At 67.5% G+C, this 15,608-nt stretch carries 14 protein-coding genes, 1 tRNA gene and 1 pseudogene; 8 read left to right on the top strand and 8 right to left on the bottom strand.

The window, feature by feature from the left end:
* Nucleotides 1-2: 2 nt before the first annotated feature.
* Nucleotides 3-893: a LysR family transcriptional regulator gene (locus NQ038_RS01715; protein ID WP_257048741.1), complete on the bottom strand. Its 891-nt coding sequence runs from the start codon at nucleotides 891-893 to the stop codon at nucleotides 3-5.
* Nucleotides 894-996: 103 nt separating this feature from the next.
* On the opposite strand from NQ038_RS01715, the gene NQ038_RS01710 reads away from it, so the two are divergent.
* Nucleotides 997-2,334: an MFS transporter gene (locus NQ038_RS01710; protein WP_257048742.1), complete on the top strand. Its 1,338-nt coding sequence runs from the start codon at nucleotides 997-999 to the stop codon at nucleotides 2,332-2,334.
* A complete protein-coding gene (locus tag NQ038_RS01705) occupies nucleotides 2,331-3,995 on the top strand; it encodes an amidohydrolase (RefSeq protein WP_257061682.1) in 1,665 nt (554 codons plus the stop codon). The genes NQ038_RS01710 and NQ038_RS01705 overlap by 4 nt, the downstream gene beginning before the upstream one ends.
* Before the next feature lie 109 nt (nucleotides 3,996-4,104).
* Here the strand turns inward: NQ038_RS01705 and crcB are convergent, their stop codons facing one another.
* Together crcB and NQ038_RS01695 are read right to left on the bottom strand one after the other, a co-directional pair.
* Nucleotides 4,105-4,482: a fluoride efflux transporter CrcB gene (gene crcB / locus NQ038_RS01700; RefSeq protein WP_257061681.1), complete on the bottom strand. Its 378-nt coding sequence runs from the start codon at nucleotides 4,480-4,482 to the stop codon at nucleotides 4,105-4,107.
* Nucleotides 4,479-4,961, bottom strand: a complete 483-nt coding sequence (locus NQ038_RS01695) for a CrcB family protein (RefSeq protein WP_257048746.1) — start codon at nucleotides 4,959-4,961, stop codon at nucleotides 4,479-4,481. The genes crcB and NQ038_RS01695 overlap by 4 nt, the downstream gene beginning before the upstream one ends.
* A 163-nt stretch (nucleotides 4,962-5,124) precedes the next feature.
* Between NQ038_RS01695 and NQ038_RS01690 the strand changes: the two genes are divergently transcribed.
* Nucleotides 5,125-5,526, top strand: a complete 402-nt coding sequence (locus tag NQ038_RS01690) for a DUF4259 domain-containing protein (protein ID WP_257048748.1) — start codon at nucleotides 5,125-5,127, stop codon at nucleotides 5,524-5,526.
* Here the strand turns inward: NQ038_RS01690 and NQ038_RS01685 are convergent.
* Both NQ038_RS01685 and NQ038_RS01680 read right to left on the bottom strand, forming a co-directional pair.
* Nucleotides 5,523-7,673: an HNH endonuclease signature motif containing protein gene (locus NQ038_RS01685; protein ID WP_257061680.1), complete on the bottom strand. Its 2,151-nt coding sequence runs from the start codon at nucleotides 7,671-7,673 to the stop codon at nucleotides 5,523-5,525. The genes NQ038_RS01690 and NQ038_RS01685 overlap by 4 nt on opposite strands.
* Nucleotides 7,674-7,926: 253 nt before the next feature.
* Complete coding sequence (locus NQ038_RS01680) at nucleotides 7,927-8,394, bottom strand: GNAT family N-acetyltransferase (RefSeq protein ID WP_257061679.1); 468 nt, start codon at nucleotides 8,392-8,394, stop codon at nucleotides 7,927-7,929.
* A gap of 192 nt (nucleotides 8,395-8,586) precedes the next feature.
* Between NQ038_RS01680 and NQ038_RS01675 the strand changes: the two are divergent.
* From NQ038_RS01675 to NQ038_RS01660, 4 genes and pseudogenes are all read left to right on the top strand, one after another.
* A pseudogene (locus NQ038_RS01675) lies at nucleotides 8,587-8,727 on the top strand (YggS family pyridoxal phosphate-dependent enzyme); the annotation flags it as partial.
* Nucleotides 8,717-10,084 (top strand): aminotransferase class I/II-fold pyridoxal phosphate-dependent enzyme, encoded by a 1,368-nt coding sequence (locus tag NQ038_RS01670; protein WP_257061678.1) that lies wholly within the window; start codon nucleotides 8,717-8,719, stop codon nucleotides 10,082-10,084. The pseudogene NQ038_RS01675 and the gene NQ038_RS01670, both read left to right, overlap by 11 nt.
* Entirely contained in the window at nucleotides 10,081-10,788 is a 708-nt protein-coding gene (locus NQ038_RS01665) for a glutamine amidotransferase (protein WP_257061677.1), read from the top strand. The genes NQ038_RS01670 and NQ038_RS01665 overlap by 4 nt, the downstream gene beginning before the upstream one ends.
* 52 nt (nucleotides 10,789-10,840) lie before the next feature.
* Nucleotides 10,841-12,265, top strand: coding sequence for an L-lactate permease (locus NQ038_RS01660; RefSeq protein ID WP_257061675.1), 1,425 nt, complete (start codon nucleotides 10,841-10,843; stop codon nucleotides 12,263-12,265).
* Between the two features lie 24 nt (nucleotides 12,266-12,289).
* Here the strand turns inward: NQ038_RS01660 and NQ038_RS01655 are convergent.
* Nucleotides 12,290-12,365 (bottom strand) — tRNA-Leu (locus NQ038_RS01655).
* A 52-nt stretch (nucleotides 12,366-12,417) separates the two neighbouring features.
* Here NQ038_RS01655 and NQ038_RS01650 point away from each other — a divergent pair.
* Nucleotides 12,418-12,702, top strand: coding sequence for a hypothetical protein (locus NQ038_RS01650; protein WP_257061674.1), 285 nt, complete (start codon nucleotides 12,418-12,420; stop codon nucleotides 12,700-12,702).
* 106 nt (nucleotides 12,703-12,808) lie between these two features.
* On the opposite strand, the gene NQ038_RS01645 is transcribed toward NQ038_RS01650, so the two are convergent.
* Together NQ038_RS01645 and NQ038_RS01640 are read right to left on the bottom strand one after the other, a co-directional pair.
* The gene (locus NQ038_RS01645; protein WP_257049780.1) at nucleotides 12,809-14,197 is read right to left on the bottom strand and encodes an NAD(P)/FAD-dependent oxidoreductase; all 1,389 of its coding nucleotides are present in this window, start codon (nucleotides 14,195-14,197) and stop codon (nucleotides 12,809-12,811) included.
* Between the two features lie 56 nt (nucleotides 14,198-14,253).
* Nucleotides 14,254-15,606 (bottom strand): S8 family serine peptidase, encoded by a 1,353-nt coding sequence (locus NQ038_RS01640; protein WP_257061672.1) that lies wholly within the window; start codon nucleotides 15,604-15,606, stop codon nucleotides 14,254-14,256.
* Nucleotides 15,607-15,608 lie beyond the last annotated feature (2 nt).

The following is a 15,608-nucleotide window of genomic DNA, read 5'->3' as shown; positions in this document are numbered from 1 at the left end:
TCTCAGACGTCGACGGCCACATCGCCGATGCCCTCGGTCGCCCTTGCCCACACGACGTATTGGTCCAGCGTCTCCTCGATCGCGGCCTTCGCATAGTGATCGGGGTGCCAGGCCGCCCACTCATCACAGTAGATGGGCTCGCCCCGATAGTGCAGGCCCAGCGAGACCAGTCCGTACTTGGGCGGGTCGATCCCCACCGTCACACCCTGGCCCGCCGCCGTCAGCGCCTGGGCGATATGGGTGCGGGACACGCTGCGCAGCCGGGGGAAGACGCAGTCCGTACCCGCGACCAGCAATTGGAAGGAGCGCCGCGCGCCGCTGCGCAGATCCGACATGAGGATCGGATAATCCTCCAGTTCCTCCAACTCGATACTGCCGCGCCCGGCATCCGGGTGCCCCGGCGGGACCTGCAGATTGAAGGGCAGTTTGAACAGCAACCGGGTCTCCAGGTCGATCGGCGGGACCAAGGGAGCCATCGCCAGATCGGCCGCGTGTTCGCGCACCGTTTCGTAGATGTCGATCGTGGGGACCTCGACGACGTCGAAGATGCGCTGGGAACTGTCGGCGATAAAGGGCAGCAGCAGGGTTTCGGCGACCATCGTGGGGCAGGCCACTCGCAGCTGGGTGGGACGGTTGCTGATGTCGGCCACCGAGCGCCACCACTGGGCGTTGCGGTCTACCATCCGCCTGGCCATCGGCAACAGTGTGCTGCCCGCCGGGGTGAGCGCCATTCCGGCCTTGGAGCGATCGAAGAGCTTGGCCCCGCACACCTTCTCCAGGGCCTGGACCTTCCGCGAAACCGAGGACTGGGTCATGAACAGGGCGCTAGCGGCATGGGTGGTCGAGCCGTACTGGGCAACGGCCAGAAAACACTCCACACTCGATATATCCATGCTTTGAGAGCATAGCATCACTCATATTTGAGCATTTTTACGCATAACCATGGCTGGCTTATCGTGAGGCGAACCACTTTTACGAACGAGAGGGAACCCCTTCGTGTCTCACGTCCCAACATCACCGGCCGCCCCGGCCACGAAGGCCCAGCGCGCCAATCAACGCAAGTCCACCCTGGGCGCCTTCGTCGGCACGGCGATCGAATGGTATGACTTCTACATCTTCGGCACCGCATCGGCACTGGTATTCGGCAAGCTGTTCTTCCCCGTCCTGTCGCCTGGTGTCGCACTCCTGGCATCCTTCGCCACCTTCTGGGTCGGGTTCCTGGCCCGGCCCATCGGCGGATTCATCTTCAGCCACTTCGGCGACAAGCTGGGGCGCAAGAACACCCTGCTGGTCACTCTGGTGATGATGGGCAGCGCCACCTTCCTCATCGGCTGCCTGCCGACCTATCAGAGCATCGGCGTCTGGGCGCCCGTCCTGCTGGTCGTCCTCCGCGCAATCCAGGGCCTGTCCGTTGGCGGCGAATGGGGCGGGGCCGTGGTGCTGGCCACCGAGAACTCCGCCGAGGGCAAGAAGGGCATGGCCGGCGCCTGGGTCCAGCAGGGTTCGCCCGCCGGCTCCATCATCGCCACCCTGGTCTTCCTGGCCGTCGGCTCCCTGCCCGACGCACAGTTCCTGTCCTGGGGCTGGCGCGTTCCCTTCCTCATCACCGTCGTCCTGCTCTTCGTCGCCTTCCTGATCCGCCGCAGTGTCGAGGAATCCGAACAGTTCAAGGAGGTCCAGGAGGCCGGCGAGGTCGCCAAGGTTCCGTTCCTCGAGGCCTTCCGAGTCGCCCCTCTGCTTATCGTCTTCGGTGTGTTGGGTTCCGCGCTGGGCATCGGGCTGGCATATTTCAACAACACCTTCCTGCTGTCGTGGACGACCGGCCTGCTCGATATGCCACGCACCCTGGTGCTCAACCTGATCCTGTTGTCGGCCATCGCGCAGTTCATCTGGCAGCCCATCGCCGCCCTCCTGGCGCCGAAGGTCGGCGGCACGCATATCGCGATGATCGCCGGTCTGGTCCTCAACATCGTGTTGGCGGTCCCGTTCTTCATGGCCATCCAGTCGGCCAACGGCGTGTTCCTGGGCCTCATGCTGGTGATCAACGTCATCGGCGGCACCGGCTACTACTCCCTGCTGGCCAGTGCCCTGGCCGAGGCCTTCCCACCCCGCATCCGCTACACGGGGGTGTCGGTGGCCTATCAGCTGTGCGCCACAATCTTCGGCGGATCCACCCCGGTGATCGGCCAATGGGTGCTCAACGCATCAGGCGGGAGCCCCTGGGCCGTCATGGCCTTCTACATCGCTCTGACCGCCGTTACCCTGATGGGCGTGATCGGCCTGCTCGTCCTGAGTCGTCAACCCATCCGTACGCAGAAAGGAAGCAAGGCATGAGAATCGATACGATCTTCCGGGGCAATTTCCACACAGGCGAGGCGTTCCCGACCCCGACCTCGGCCCGCCTGGAGGAGAATCGTGCGACCGCACTGGCCGTGGACCGCGGTCGAATCGTCGCTGTCTCCCGGAAAGACGACCTGTCCGATTTCGACGGGATCTCAGCACGGGAGACCGTCGAGATCGACGCTCCCCTGGTGGTTCCCGGCTTCCACGATGCCCACCACCACACGATGGGCACCGGCGAACAGCTGGGTGCGATCGACCTGCGCTATCCGGCTGTGACGAGCCTCGACGAGCTCTACGCCGCCGTCGAGGCCAGGGCCAAGGAATTGCCGGCCGGCCAGTGGGTGCGCGGCGCCGGCTACGATCAGAACCGCTTGGGCGCCCATCCGACGGCCGAGATGCTCGATCGGGTGGGCCATGGCCACCCGGTGATCCTCGACCATGTCTCGCACCATATGATCACGGCGAACACCGCCGCATTTGAACGGGCGGGCTTCCCTGGTCGGCGGGACTACCCCGAGGTCGACGGCGGGGTCGTGCCACGCGACGCCGCGGGCCTGCCCCTTGGCCTGTTGCAGGAGAAGGCGACCGAACCGATCCAACTGGCCTCGGCGCAGGTGACCAAGGACGAGGCGATCGCCAACCTCAAGCGCGCCTCTGACCAGGCAGTGTCCTACGGGCTGACGAGCCTGACCGAGCCCGGGGTGATCCTGGGCGGGGCGATGGGGACCAATGCGCCCGTGCTGGACATCTACCAGGACGCAGTGGCCCAGGGAGCGCTGCGCCCGCGGATGACGGTCATGCCCTTCTATCAGGTACTCCACGGACTGGAAATCAACGCGGAGGGCATGCGCACCCTGGACCTGGGAATCAGGACCGGGTTCGGCGACGACCGGCTGCGGATCGGGCCGGTCAAGATGATCTCCGATGGCTCGCTCATCGGCAGGTCGGCGGCTGTCCACGAGTGCTATTGCGGGGAGCCGGAGAACCGTGGTGTGATGACGGTGCCGCCGGAGGCCATGCCCGATCTCATCGCATCGTTCCACCGGGCGGGCTGGGCCGTGGCCACGCACGCGATCGGCGACAGGGCGATCGACCATGCGCTCGATGCGATCGAACACGCCCAGCAGTCCTTCCCCCGCGAGGTCCGGCACCGGATCGAGCACTTCTCGATCGCAACGGATGAGCAGGTCACCCGCTGCGCTGCACTGGGCGTCATCCCGAACCCGCAGGGCGTGTTCATCTCCGAGTTCGGCGATGGCGTGGTCGATGCGATCGGCGCGGAGAGGGCGGCCGGCACCTACCGGATGCGTTCGCTGGTGGACGCCGGCATGGTGGTGCCCGGTTCGACCGACAGCCCGGTCTCCGATGCGAATCCGCTGAAGTCGATGCACGACCTGGTCAACCGGCGGACGTCCTCCGGGGCGCCCTTCAATCCCGCCGAGGCGGTGACCATCGGCGAGGCGCTGCACGCCTACACCTATGGTTCGGCCTATGCGATCAACCGCGAGGACGCCGTCGGCACCCTGGAGGCCGGCAAACTCGCCGATTTCGCCGTGTTGGATGCGGACCTGTTCGGCATCGAATCCGCGCGGATCGAAGACGTCACCGTCACGGCCACCGTGATCGGCGGAGATGTCGCGTACCGGGCCTGAGGATATGGGCTGAGGGTCTTCGAGCGCGCTGACGGCGGGTGCGGATGACGTTCCCCACCCGCCGTCGTCGCGTTCAGACAGGCGGCCGGGCGCGGCCCCGGCGCCTCCACTAGATGAGCGATCCCAACCACAGCCCCAGCCCCGCCAGGGCCGCCGAACCGATGAGGACGCCCAGGGCATTGGCCAGTCCGGCTCCCCATTTGCGTTCCTGGAGGAGGCGGACCGTCTCGAAGCTGGCGGTGGAGAAGGTGGTGTAGCCACCCAGGAAGCCGGTCCCGAGGATTTGCTGGAACTCGGGCGGGAGCACGTGCGCCAGGGTCAGTCCGGTCAGCAGGCCCAGGACCAGGGAGCCCGAGAGGTTGATGGTGATCGTGCCCCAGGGCAGGGTGCCATGGGTATGGGCTTTGACCAGCCCGTCGACTAAGAACCTGGCCGAGGCGCCCGCTCCCCCGGCCAGGGCCAGGGCCACGAAGATCAGCGGGCTCATACGGTCCTCCTGCCCCAGATCCGGTGCCGGTATCCGGCCAGGGCTATGCCTGCCCATGAGGCGGCGGCGCCCACCAGGATGGTCGCCAGGGCGTAGAAGATTCCCGCGGCGGTGAGACCCGGTTCGGCGGATCCGATCAGGGATGCGGAGTCGGTCGCCAGTGCACTGTAGGTGGTGAAGCCTCCCATGAAACCGGTCCCGCCGAACAGGCGCACGCGCCTGCGCCAGCCCTCATCGGGGCCGAGCCGGTTCAGATCGTCGAGCAGAAAGCCCAGAACGAATGCGCCGAGCACATTGATGGCGAGGATCGTCCAGGGGATGCCGCCTGAGGCCGGCAGCGCTAGGCTCAGAGCCGCACGGGCCGCGGTCCCCAGGGTGCCACCGGCGAAGACCAGGAGCAGATAGCGCGGGCGCAGATGGAGCGGCCGGGCGGGACTGCGCAGCTCCACCTGTAAATCATCGGGGTCCGGGGCGTTCATGGATCCACCTACCTTTCGGGCATGGCAAAGCACGCCAATCGGGTAGGGACTGTTGTCGGGATTCCGAGGTTCGGGTACGGCGAGCCCCACCGCCGCGACACGCGACGTGCCTGGTTCCAGGTTAGCACCGGATGTCTTCGAGAGCCGAGGTTAGACTCCTCCCATGGGTGCTTGGGGTATTGGCGCATTTGAAAACGATGGCGCATTGGATCTGGTAGGCGATATGCGCTCCGGTCATTTCAGTTTCGACGAGCTGGGTTGGGCTTTCGAAGACGAGGATTATCTGGAAGTCGACGGAGGGCAGATCGCCCTGGCCCTGGCTGGGTTGGCGGTCGCGGTGAAGCTGAGGCGACCGTCACCGGTCCCGGAGTTCGACCTGCAGGCCGTTGCGCCTCTGTTCACATCGGAATCAATCGGATTCATCCGGAATCAGGTCGAACGCACCCTCGCAGGCGCCGAGGGCTCCGAGCTCTTCGAGCTGTGGGAGGAAACGGACGAACTCGACGCATGGCTGCAGGCATCCAGGGCGACATTGGCGGAGTTGAACGAAATAGGCGGGATTTAGAAGGGCGGGGGCGGGTCCGCCAGTTCTTCACCCGGGGGTTCGGCCCGCTGGACCACCGATCGGACCACCGGATACTCCTTCCACGGTGTCCGGTCGTGGTGTGCGCTGAGGAGCCCTGTCTGATGGGCATCGATCGGATCATCCACCGGAGTGACCCGGACTCGCAACAAGCCCTCATCCCCGGAATGTCCCAGGTCCCACACGATCGCATCCTCGGCATCGCGCACGGGCACACTCGTCCCCCGCGTCTTCAACTCATGATGTCGTTTGCACATGACATGCAGATTCGTGAAGTCCGTGGCCCCACCGGCTTCGGGGTCGACGTGATCGAATGGCACCAAATGTTCGGGTTCGCACGAGGACGCTTTCCTCGTGCAGCCCGGAAAGGTACACCATCCCCACCGCGCAGCCAAGGTCAGGCGCATCGCCTTCGACACCCGGTAACGCTTCGCCTGCGAGGGCAGTACCCGGCCGGTATCCGGATCCGTGAGCAGTCGGTAGACGATATCGGCATCCCCTGCGACCCGTCTGGCCACCTGCGCCGGTACTGGCATCCCATCATCGGTGTGTCCGGGCAGGTCACCGATCCCGGCATATGTGGTCACCGGCACGGTCACGACCACAGATGCCTGCTCGGCCAGCCAGTGGGACGAGTCCGGACACTGCAATCGCACCCGAGCCGGGGTCACCTCACCGGTGCCGGGGTCTGCCAGAGCGACATCCACGAGGGTTTCCGGACGGACACCGGCGAGGACGTCGAAGGCCAGTTGCGCAATGGTGCGCTCGTCGACCAGCTCCGTGAGCTCGGGGACCGGGGCACCGGGCTCGAACCTGCCCGTACCCATCTCCTGCTGGATGTCGGTTGGCCCGGTGAACACTGCTGTGTTGTTCCGTCGGATTGCCCGCGCAGTGCCCACCACCCGCGCGTGCAGGGCCTCCAATTCCAGGGCGGGCCCGACCAGGCCCAGACACGCCGACCCATCCGGATTCTTCGCAAAGAACACATGCCGACCATCCACCACTCGCTCAGCCTGACGGCCGCTGTCATCGGCGGTGGCGTCGGCCTGAGTGAGCAGGGCGATGCACGCGTGCAGGGTCTTCCGGAACGCCTGCACCGACGCACTCGGGTCGACCAGGGCCATGCGTTCGTCGATGGCCAGCACCTGCCCGATCGTCAACGCGGCACATGCCCGCGCTACATCCTGCAAACGGGCGTAGTCCAGGCCGTATCCATGGACCATGGTGCGCAGGCGGGGCAGACCGATGACCATCGTCAACGCCTGGACCAGGCTCGACCGTGCCGCACCCTCACCAACCCCGGTGAGCACCGCGATACGGGCGGGAACGGGGTCGGAGTCGACATCGACCAGGGACGCCACATTCCGGCCCGCGCACCGTCGGCGGAGTGCCTGGACAACGCGAGCTGCCACCGGATACCCCCGGAAACCGGCGGCCGGGCCGCTGGGGTCCTCACTGGTCGGCGCGTACGCCAGGCATGGCACCACTCCTGCAGACTCCACCGGATCAAACTCCACCCCTGTCCCAAGGCCACCAACCGCTTGCCCGGGCAAACGACCGGCTAAGGCCATGCCGGGCGCGGGAGCACTGCCGAAGGGAGCCTCGGCATAGACCAGCCCACCCTCCCGGCCGGCGGCCGCGGCGATCCGCCCCGCCCACCGGCTCTGCTGCCCCGGGGTCAGGGGCACGTGCACATCGTGGACGGGAGCCCCCACATCCAGGGACACCGCAAACAGATCGGCTTCGGTGACCCCGAACCGTGCCGGCAGGTCCGAGTCGAGGAAGGCCGAGAGACCGAGTAATGCAATCGCGTCGGCCTGCTCGCCGAGTACGTGGGAGGCATCCTGGTGGGCCTCGGACAAGTGCTGGTGTAAATCCCCGTAGAAACCGGCGGCGTAGGCGCCGGCGACCTCATCACCGATGACCTCTCCCGTGGCCACACGATGAGCATCGGCCCAGTCATCGAAGGCCTTGACCTCACGCACTCCGGGATCGTCGTACATCCGCGCGCGGGCCATCGTGGTCTTCGGCGAGACGGCAGGGGTGATGAACAGGGGGTGGGCGGTGGTCGATCCAACCCGCCAGGTCCCGGCGTGCCACACGTTCGTGTTGTCATGGTGCGGGTTCATGCCGGTCACCTCCCCGGAATGGGTATCTGGCGGAAACTCCTATGTTTCCCGTAGTCTCATTCTAGAACATGATTAGAACAGCGACTATGGTATTCGCTGATATATCATGATTGTTGCATTATTGTGATCGAGATTGTCTACTCGAGTGCGAAGGTCCCGCCGGTGTAGTCAAGCCCCGGCAGCCGACCGTCCGTCGTGTGATTTCCAGGGTAGATGCAGGCACTGACACGCACTGTCTCAGCCGTACCGCCCGTCAGACTTCGGTCCTCAGCTCGCGGGTGAAGTAGACCCGATCGAATCCGTCTTCCGAATGTCGACCCGTTTCACGGAATCCGCGCCGCGAATAGTACTCAAGGTTCTCCGTCATCTTCGCATTGGTGTACAGACGCATCTCCGGCCGCCCTTGCGACCGCGCACAGTGCTCCGCGTATGTCAACAGCAGCGAGCCGACGCCGGAGCCCTGGATCTTCGGGTCGACCGCCAGATTGGCGACATGGAGATGGTCGGGGTGAAGCTCCATGACCATCATGCCCACCACTTCGCCATCGCGGCGGGCAACGACGACGTGCCCATCCCCGACGAGCTTTGCATAGTCCGCATTCATCGGAGCCGGTTCCAGACCGATTCTTTCGACATACTGGCCATAGGCCGCCGCGACGATTGCGCGGATAGCGGGGACATCCGACGGCCTTGCCGCCGCGATAACAGGGGACGCGGACATGCGCTCATGCTACCCGGTCATTCCACCACGTCGACCACACCGTCGCTCCGGCATACCGTAAGACACGCGGACCCGCGGGCCCGTGATATCTTTTGACCTATGCCAAATGAATCGAGTGTGCAGGAGGCCGCCCGCAAGCACACGGCCCTTGCAGACCCGGGCATCGAATGGTCGATCATCGGCCCCGGTCTGCTGTCCATGGGCATGTCCGGCGACTATGAGCTCGCCGTCGAGGAGGGCGCCGACGTCGTGCGGGTGGGCCAGGCGATCTTCGGAGCGCGCAGCACTCCCGACAGCTACCACTGGCCGGGCGGGAGTGCAGATGCGCAATAAGACCGCCGCTGCACCCCCACAGATCTCCGGGCGCACCGCCGATGAGATAGTCGACAGCGTCCGCGGCCTCATCGACTCCGGCAGACTGCAGGCCGGGGATGCGCTACCGCCCGCCCGGGACCTGGCCCGCACCCTCGAAGTCAACCGGAACACCGTGCTATCGGCCTACCGGCGGCTCTCCGTAGCCGGCCTGGCGGTCACCCGGGGCCGAGGCGGGACCTCGGTCGCACGGAACCAGCCCACCGCGACCGAGGGCTTCTCCCCCGGCACCGTGCTGCGCGATATCGGCAATGGCAACCCCGATCCGCACCTCCTGCCGGACCTGCGACCGGCACTGGCGCAATCGGCCGGCGATCCCGTCCTCTACGGAGCGCCGGTGATCGACCCCGGACTCGCCGCCTGGGCCACCGACTGGCTGGGCGAGGACCTGGACCGGTCCTTCGACCTGTCCCTGGCCGCAGGCGCGGTCGACGCGGTCGAACGGCTGCTCGCACAGGCCTTGACTCCCGGGGATGCGGTGGCTCTGGAGGACCCCTGCTTCCTCACGAGTGTGCAGACCGTCCGGCTGGCCGGCTACCGCATCCTGCCGGCGGCCGTCGACGAACAGGGGCTGACTCCCGACGGGCTGCGCGCGGCATTGGGGTCCGGGGCCAGAGCCGTGGTGTGCACGCCAAGGGCCCACAACCCCACCGGGGCCTCGCTGAGCGCCGACCGCGCCGCCGAACTCCGGGCCGTACTCGCGGACCACCCCTATGTGCTGGTGATCGCGGACGACCATTTCTCCCGCCTGTCCACCAGCGCCTACCAGAGCATCGTCGGGCCCGAGCACCAGCGCTGGGCCCTGGTCCGGTCGGTCTCCAAGTTCCTGGGACCCGACCTGCGTCTGGCCCTCATCGCCGCGGATCCGAAGACCACGGAACGGCTGGGCGCACGCCTGGCCCCCGGCGTCACCTGGGTCAGCCACCTGCTCCAACGCCTGGCTCTGGGCCTCCTGGGTGACGCGGACACCCAGGCTGCGATAGACCGGGCCCGTGAGCACTACGCCGAACGCAACCGCGCCTTCGCCGCACTCCTGGAACGACACGGCATCCCCGCTTGCGCCGGCGACGGGCTCAACCTGTGGCTCGACACCGAATGCGAGGCCCGCACCATCCACGAAGCGCTGATGCGCAAGGGCTGGCTGTCCCGCACCGGCGACGAGTTCGCCCTGACCGCCTCCGCCCCCTCGCGCCATCTGCGCCTGACGATCCACGACCTCGACGAGGCCTCCGCCCAGAGCCTGGCCGACGCCCTTGCCGATGCCCTGACAGATGCCCGTGGCACCGAACCCGCCCACCCCGATAGGAGCCGCCGATGACTCAGAGCACCCTGGTCGTGCGCCACCTCGCCTTCGAAGACCTCGGCATCATCGAACCCCTGCTGCGCCAACGCGGCCACAACATCGTCTACCGCGAGGCTGGGGTCGACGAGCTGAGCACCGGCGAGGCGCTCGCGGCCGATCTCATGATCATCCTCGGCGGGCCGGTCGGCGTCTACCAGACCCGCCAGTACCCATTCCTGCTCGAAGAAAGGGCCGCCATCGCCGCCCGGCTGGAGGCCGGACTGCCGACCCTGGGGATCTGCCTGGGCGCACAGCTCATGGCAGCTGCACTCGGCGCCCCTGTCACCCCCAGCGGGCGCACGGAGATCGGCTACTCCCCGCTCACCCTGACACCCGCCGGCAGAGCCGGGGTACTGGCGCCCCTGGACGGTGCGCCGGTGCTGCACTGGCACGGGGACGTCTTCGCCATCCCCGAGGGCGCCGAGCGGCTGGCGGAGACTCCCGGCTTCCCCCAGCAGGCCTTCGCCTTGGGCCCGGCCGTGCTGGGACTGCAGTTCCACCTCGAAGCGCAGCCGGAGAAAATCGAGCGGTGGTTGATCGGCCACGCCCATGAACTCGCCGGCGCCGGGATCGACCCGCAGCTGATCCGCGCGGACGCACAGCGGTATGGGCCCGGGCTCGCCGCAGCCGCCGGTCGGGTGATCGAGGATTGGCTCGACCGGGCAGGCCTCGGCCACTGACCCGCCGGCCGTTCGATTCGCACGAAGAAGGAGCACGAAGGAGTTTGCACACGTGGAGATACTGAGGCTGTTGACCGCTCTGGCGCCGATCCTGGTCGTCCTGGTCCTACTCGTCTGTCGTGTGCCCTCGTTGTGGGCCGCCGGTGCTGGGCTGGTCACAGCGGTGGCCGGCAGCCTCCTCGCCTTCCCGCTGAGCGGCTCCGCTTTGGGGGCTACCGCTGCCAATATGGGTCCGACGCTCATCGAGGTCGCCCTGATCCTGCTGGGAGGGGTCGGGCTGGCCCAGACCACCGCCCGCAACGGCGCCCAGGACAGAATCGCCGAGTGGCTCGCCGCGGCCGAATCGGGTGAGGACCGCAGCATCAGCCTGTTCCTGCTGATCTTCGGACTCACCCCGTTCATGGAGTCGGTGACCGGCTTCGGCCTGGGTGTGGTCATCACCGCCCCACTGCTGATCCGCCTGGGCCTGAGCCCCGTCAAAGCGGTCGTCGCCGGTTTGCTCGGGCTGGTCCTGGTGCCCTGGGGGTCCCTGGGCCCCGGCACTCTCATCGCCGCCCAACTGGGCGGTCAGGACTTCCACCAGGTGGGTATCTGGTCCGCACTGCTGACCCTGCCCGTGCTCATCGTCAGCGCGATCGTGGCGACCGCCGTCGTCATCGGCCGCCCCACCGGTCGGCAGGTGCTGCTGGCGGGGTTCGTGATCGTCCTCGAATGGGCGGCGCTGACCGGGGCAAATCTCGTAGTCGGGACGCCGCCGGCCGGGGTCGTGGCCTCGGCAGTCGTCATCATCGGCCTGCTGGTGGTCGCCCGGCTGACCCACGGCACTCTGCCGAGCATCGACCGGGGGTTCGGACGCGCGCTGCTGCCCTACGGGGTTCTGGTCGGTGGTGTGCTCGCCTCCGCGGCACTGACCGCGCGCATCGAGGACGGCCCGCTCACCCTGATCGCCAATCCCGCCGTGTGGCTCATCCTCGCGGCGCTCATTTCCCTGTCCGCCGTGCCCGAGGCCATGCGCGGGCGGGTGCGAGTGGCCGGACGGTGCCTCGTGGCGTGGGTGCCGATCACCGCCAATGCCATCGGCTTCATGCTCATCGGCATCATCATGGCGGCGACCGGGATGGCCGAGGACTTAGCGGGGACCGCCGCACACATCGGCCCGTTCTTCACCGCTCTGGTGCCGGCGATCGGAGCATTGGGCGGCTATCTCACCGGTTCGAACACCGGGGCGGCCGCGATGTTGTCCACGGCCACGACCAGTGCCACCGCAGGGGTCGGGGCCAATCCGGTTGTGGCCCTGGCCGGGCAGAACGTCGCGGGGTCCTTTGCGATCATCGCATCTCCCCCGCGCGTGGCCCTGGCCGTGGGAGTCGCCCTGCCCGCCGGACAGAAGCTTCCGACGACGGCAACCCGGGTGCTCATCGGCAGTGTGCTGGCCGCGGCAGTACTGCTGGGGATCGTGGTGTACTGCGCGGCCTGAGCGAGGTCGCCCGGCGGGCGAACGTGGTACCCCCAGTGGGACTCGAACCCACACTGAACCGATTTTAAGTCGGTTGCCTCTGCCATTGGGCTATGGGGGCGTACCGTTCCACTCTAACGCACCCGGGCCCGGGCCCGCGTAGCATGTCCGGCATGGAGACCGTCCGCGCGCTGCGCACCGATCACAGTCACCTGTTCCCCGGGTCCCGCCTCGGGCCGGCCGACCCGGCCACACCCGCCGAGATCCCGGCCGCCGGCGAGGTCGTGGTGCTGTTCTCCGACGGCTCCAGCGCCGAAGCAGAGCTTTCCCCGCAGGATTCCGGTCCCCTCCTCAGGGTGCAGGCGTACCGGACCGCCGCCGGCACCCCGATCGCCCAGAAGTCCTGGCGGCTCCAGGTCGAAGACCGGCACCTCAAGGTCCTGGGCCCCGCTGCCTGAGCATGAGAAAAGGGCCCGGGTGCCATCCAGTCGGATGGCACCCGGGCCCTTTGCCGGGTTCAGAGCACGGGGCTCAGGACACCGGCATCAGCTCACCGGGAGCGGATCACTTCGCGGCGGGGGCGTCCTTCGGAGCCTTGCGCGGAGCCGGCTTCGAGTGCGCGGCCTCGACGAAGGCCTTGCGCGGCACGTCCGCGTCCTTCAGCGGGGTGACATCGCGGCCCACGACGGCGTTGAGGATCCAGTTGCCGAAAACCTTGACCTTGCGGTCCACGGTCGGGATCGCGTAGCCGTGGTACAGGCGGTGCATGAGCCAGGCCGGGAAGCCCTTGAGGTTCTTGTCGCCGAGCTTCGAAGCACCCTTGTACAGACCCAGGCCGGCAACCGAGCCGATCGTCTTGTGGAAGTACTGCTTGAATTCGGTTTCACCGCGCAGCGCGGCCAGCAGGTTCTGGGCCAGGACGGGGGCCTGGCGCGAAGCGTGCTGGGCGTTCGGAACGCAGTAGCCGCCGGGGCCCATGCCCGACAGGTCCGGAACGGCGCAGGAGTCGCCGGCGCCCCAGGCATCGGCCACGACATTGCCGTCTTCGTCCTCGACGCGCAGATCGGCGCGGACCGTCAGGCGGCCGCGCTCGTCCAGCGGCAGGTCGGAGTCGACCAACAGCGGGTTGGCCTTGACACCGGCGGACCACAGGATGGTGTCGGCGTCGAATTCCTCACCGGAGGACAGCTTGACGTGCTTGTCGGTGCAGTCCTGCAGGAAGGTCGACAGGTAGACGTCGATGCCGCGGTCGCGCATGTGCTGCACAACCCACTTGGCGGTCTCCGGGGTGACCTCCGGCATGATCTTGTCCAGGGCCTCGACCAGCACGAAGCGGACGTCCGCTTCGGTCAGGGTCTCGTGTTCGGCGACGGCCGAACGGACCATGTCCTCGATTTCGCACAGCGCTTCGACGCCGGCGAAGCCGCCACCGACGTTGACGAAGGTCAGCGCGGTCCGACGGGCTTCGTCGTCTTCCATCAGAGCTGCGGCGGACAGCTGGTTGAGGACGTGGTCGCGGATCGCGACGGCCTCTTCGATGCGCTTGAGTCCGATGCCCTCTTCGGCCAGGCCCGGGATGGGCAGGGTACGGGGCACGGAGCCGGCGGCGATGACCAGCTGGTCGTAGTCGAGCTCGAAGGGCTCATCGCCTTCGGCCTCGATGGTCGCGAACTTCTTGTCGTGGTTGATTGCGCGGACGTAACCGGTGATGACTTCGGCACCCTTGAGGTTGCGGCGCAGCGGCACGATGGCGTGGCGCGGCTCGATCGAACCGGCGGCGACCTCCGGCAGGAACGGCGCGTAGGTCATGTACGGGTTCGGGTCGACCACGGTGACGGTGGCTTCGCCACGGCCCAGGCCTTTCAGCAGATTCTGAGCGGTGATGAGGCCAACATAGCCACCACCGACGACGAGGATACGGGGACGCAGTTTCGAGTTTCTAATCAAAGCCATGCCCTAATTCTATGTCCGATCGACAAAGCTCGCTACAGGCGGGGTCGTCTCCAAGCTCACAATTCTTCGGACGTCCGAGAATCCGCCGGTCCGTCGCCGGGTCGACCACACGGTGATCCCGCCCCGATTCCGCCCTGTTCGGCTGCCATCCGTGCGCTTTGCCCGGCACCTGCACCACTCCCGCGGCGCACCCGGATCAGCCCGAGGCACGCGCAGACCAGCGCGGCGATGATCCCGCTTGCCAGGACGACGGGTCCCAGCACTGCCCGCGGACGACCCTGCTGGGCCTGCGCCGGGGTGTCGGTAGCGGCCGCTTTGGTGGCCGGGGCCGAGGCGCCCGCCGTGTTCTGCGGCGCCGTATCGGCCCGCCGGTGCATGGTCTTCCAGGCGGCCAGTTCCTCAGCAGCCGAGCGCGGATGCTCGGCCGGCGAAGCCGCAAGAGCCGCCAGCGGGTCCAGGCGTCCGAAACCCACCGTCGGGTCCGGCTGTGCGGCGGTGCCCCTGCCCTTGTGACCCTTGACCGGGGCGGCCGAATGCAGCAGCACGTCGGAGACCTGGTCCGCTGAGTAGTCGGGATGGGCGCTGCGGATGAGTGCCGCAACCCCCGCGACCACGGGGGCCGCGAAGGAGCAGCCCTCGGCCTCCGCATAACCTCCCTGGTAGAACGGCACCGGGATCGCCTGGGCCGGACCCATCAGATCCACCGAGGTGCCCGGAGCAGAGGATGCCTGATCGACGCGACCGTCCCGGCCCAGGCCGCCGACGCCGATCACCCCGGGCACCGTCGCCGGCGACCATGCCCGCCTGGCGCCCTGGGATCGGTTGCCGACGCAGGCGACGACGAGGACGTCCTTGCTGTAGGCGTAGCCGAAGGCCTCGTCCCAGGACTCGGGCCAGGCCGGATCGTCCCAGCCCAGGGACATGTTGATGACCCGTGCCCCCTTGTCAACCGCCCAGCGCACCGCCTGTGCGGCCTGGGTCCGTGAATCGGAGGAACCATCGGGGGCGCCTGAGCCCAGCCACATCGAGGCCGAGAGCAGTTCGGCGTCCGGGGCCACGCCGCGCGGACCCTCTCCAACGCCCTGGCCGGCGATCACCCCGGCGACCGCGGTGCCGTGCTTGATCGTCTCCTCCGGCCCCACCGGTGTGCGGCCGTCCTTGCCGGATCCGGAGAAGTCCTTGGCCGCGACCACCGTATCGTGCAGATCCTCGTGGGAATCCTTGATCCCGGAGTCGATCACAGCGACCTTCACACCCTTGCCGGTGCTGGTCTTCCATGCCCTGTCAATCCCGTAGTCGGAGATGTACCACTGCCCCGGGCCCGCCGTGGGTGCGGCCAGTGCCGCACCCGGAACCAGGCAACCGGCCAGCAGCGCGCAGACCGCGAACAATCCCGCTGCCGGGCGCATGC

This window comes from Brevibacterium sp. 50QC2O2 (genome assembly GCF_024580675.1).
Taxonomy (GTDB): Bacteria; Actinomycetota; Actinomycetes; order Actinomycetales; family Brevibacteriaceae; genus Brevibacterium; species Brevibacterium moorei.
The sequence above is the reverse complement of the archived record's forward strand: the minus strand, read 5'-3'. Positions and strand labels throughout refer to the sequence as shown.

Excerpts from the sequence above, each read along its gene's own strand:
- NQ038_RS01715 (WP_257048741.1), bottom strand. The coding sequence starts at position 893 with ATGGATATATCGAGTGTGGAGTGTTTTCTGGCCGTTGCCCAGTACGGC.
- NQ038_RS01705 (WP_257061682.1), top strand. The coding sequence starts at position 2,331 with ATGAGAATCGATACGATCTTCCGGGGCAATTTCCACACAGGCGAGGCG.
- crcB (WP_257061681.1), bottom strand. The coding sequence starts at position 4,482 with ATGAGCCCGCTGATCTTCGTGGCCCTGGCCCTGGCCGGGGGAGCGGGC.
- NQ038_RS01695 (WP_257048746.1), bottom strand. The coding sequence starts at position 4,961 with ATGAACGCCCCGGACCCCGATGATTTACAGGTGGAGCTGCGCAGTCCC.
- NQ038_RS01690 (WP_257048748.1), top strand. The coding sequence starts at position 5,125 with ATGGGTGCTTGGGGTATTGGCGCATTTGAAAACGATGGCGCATTGGAT.
- NQ038_RS01685 (WP_257061680.1), bottom strand. The coding sequence starts at position 7,673 with ATGAACCCGCACCATGACAACACGAACGTGTGGCACGCCGGGACCTGG.
- NQ038_RS01680 (WP_257061679.1), bottom strand. The coding sequence starts at position 8,394 with ATGTCCGCGTCCCCTGTTATCGCGGCGGCAAGGCCGTCGGATGTCCCC.
- NQ038_RS01670 (WP_257061678.1), top strand. The coding sequence starts at position 8,717 with ATGCGCAATAAGACCGCCGCTGCACCCCCACAGATCTCCGGGCGCACC.
- NQ038_RS01665 (WP_257061677.1), top strand. The coding sequence starts at position 10,081 with ATGACTCAGAGCACCCTGGTCGTGCGCCACCTCGCCTTCGAAGACCTC.
- NQ038_RS01650 (WP_257061674.1), top strand. The coding sequence starts at position 12,418 with ATGGAGACCGTCCGCGCGCTGCGCACCGATCACAGTCACCTGTTCCCC.
- NQ038_RS01645 (WP_257049780.1), bottom strand. The coding sequence starts at position 14,197 with ATGGCTTTGATTAGAAACTCGAAACTGCGTCCCCGTATCCTCGTCGTC.
- NQ038_RS01640 (WP_257061672.1), bottom strand. The coding sequence starts at position 15,606 with ATGCGCCCGGCAGCGGGATTGTTCGCGGTCTGCGCGCTGCTGGCCGGT.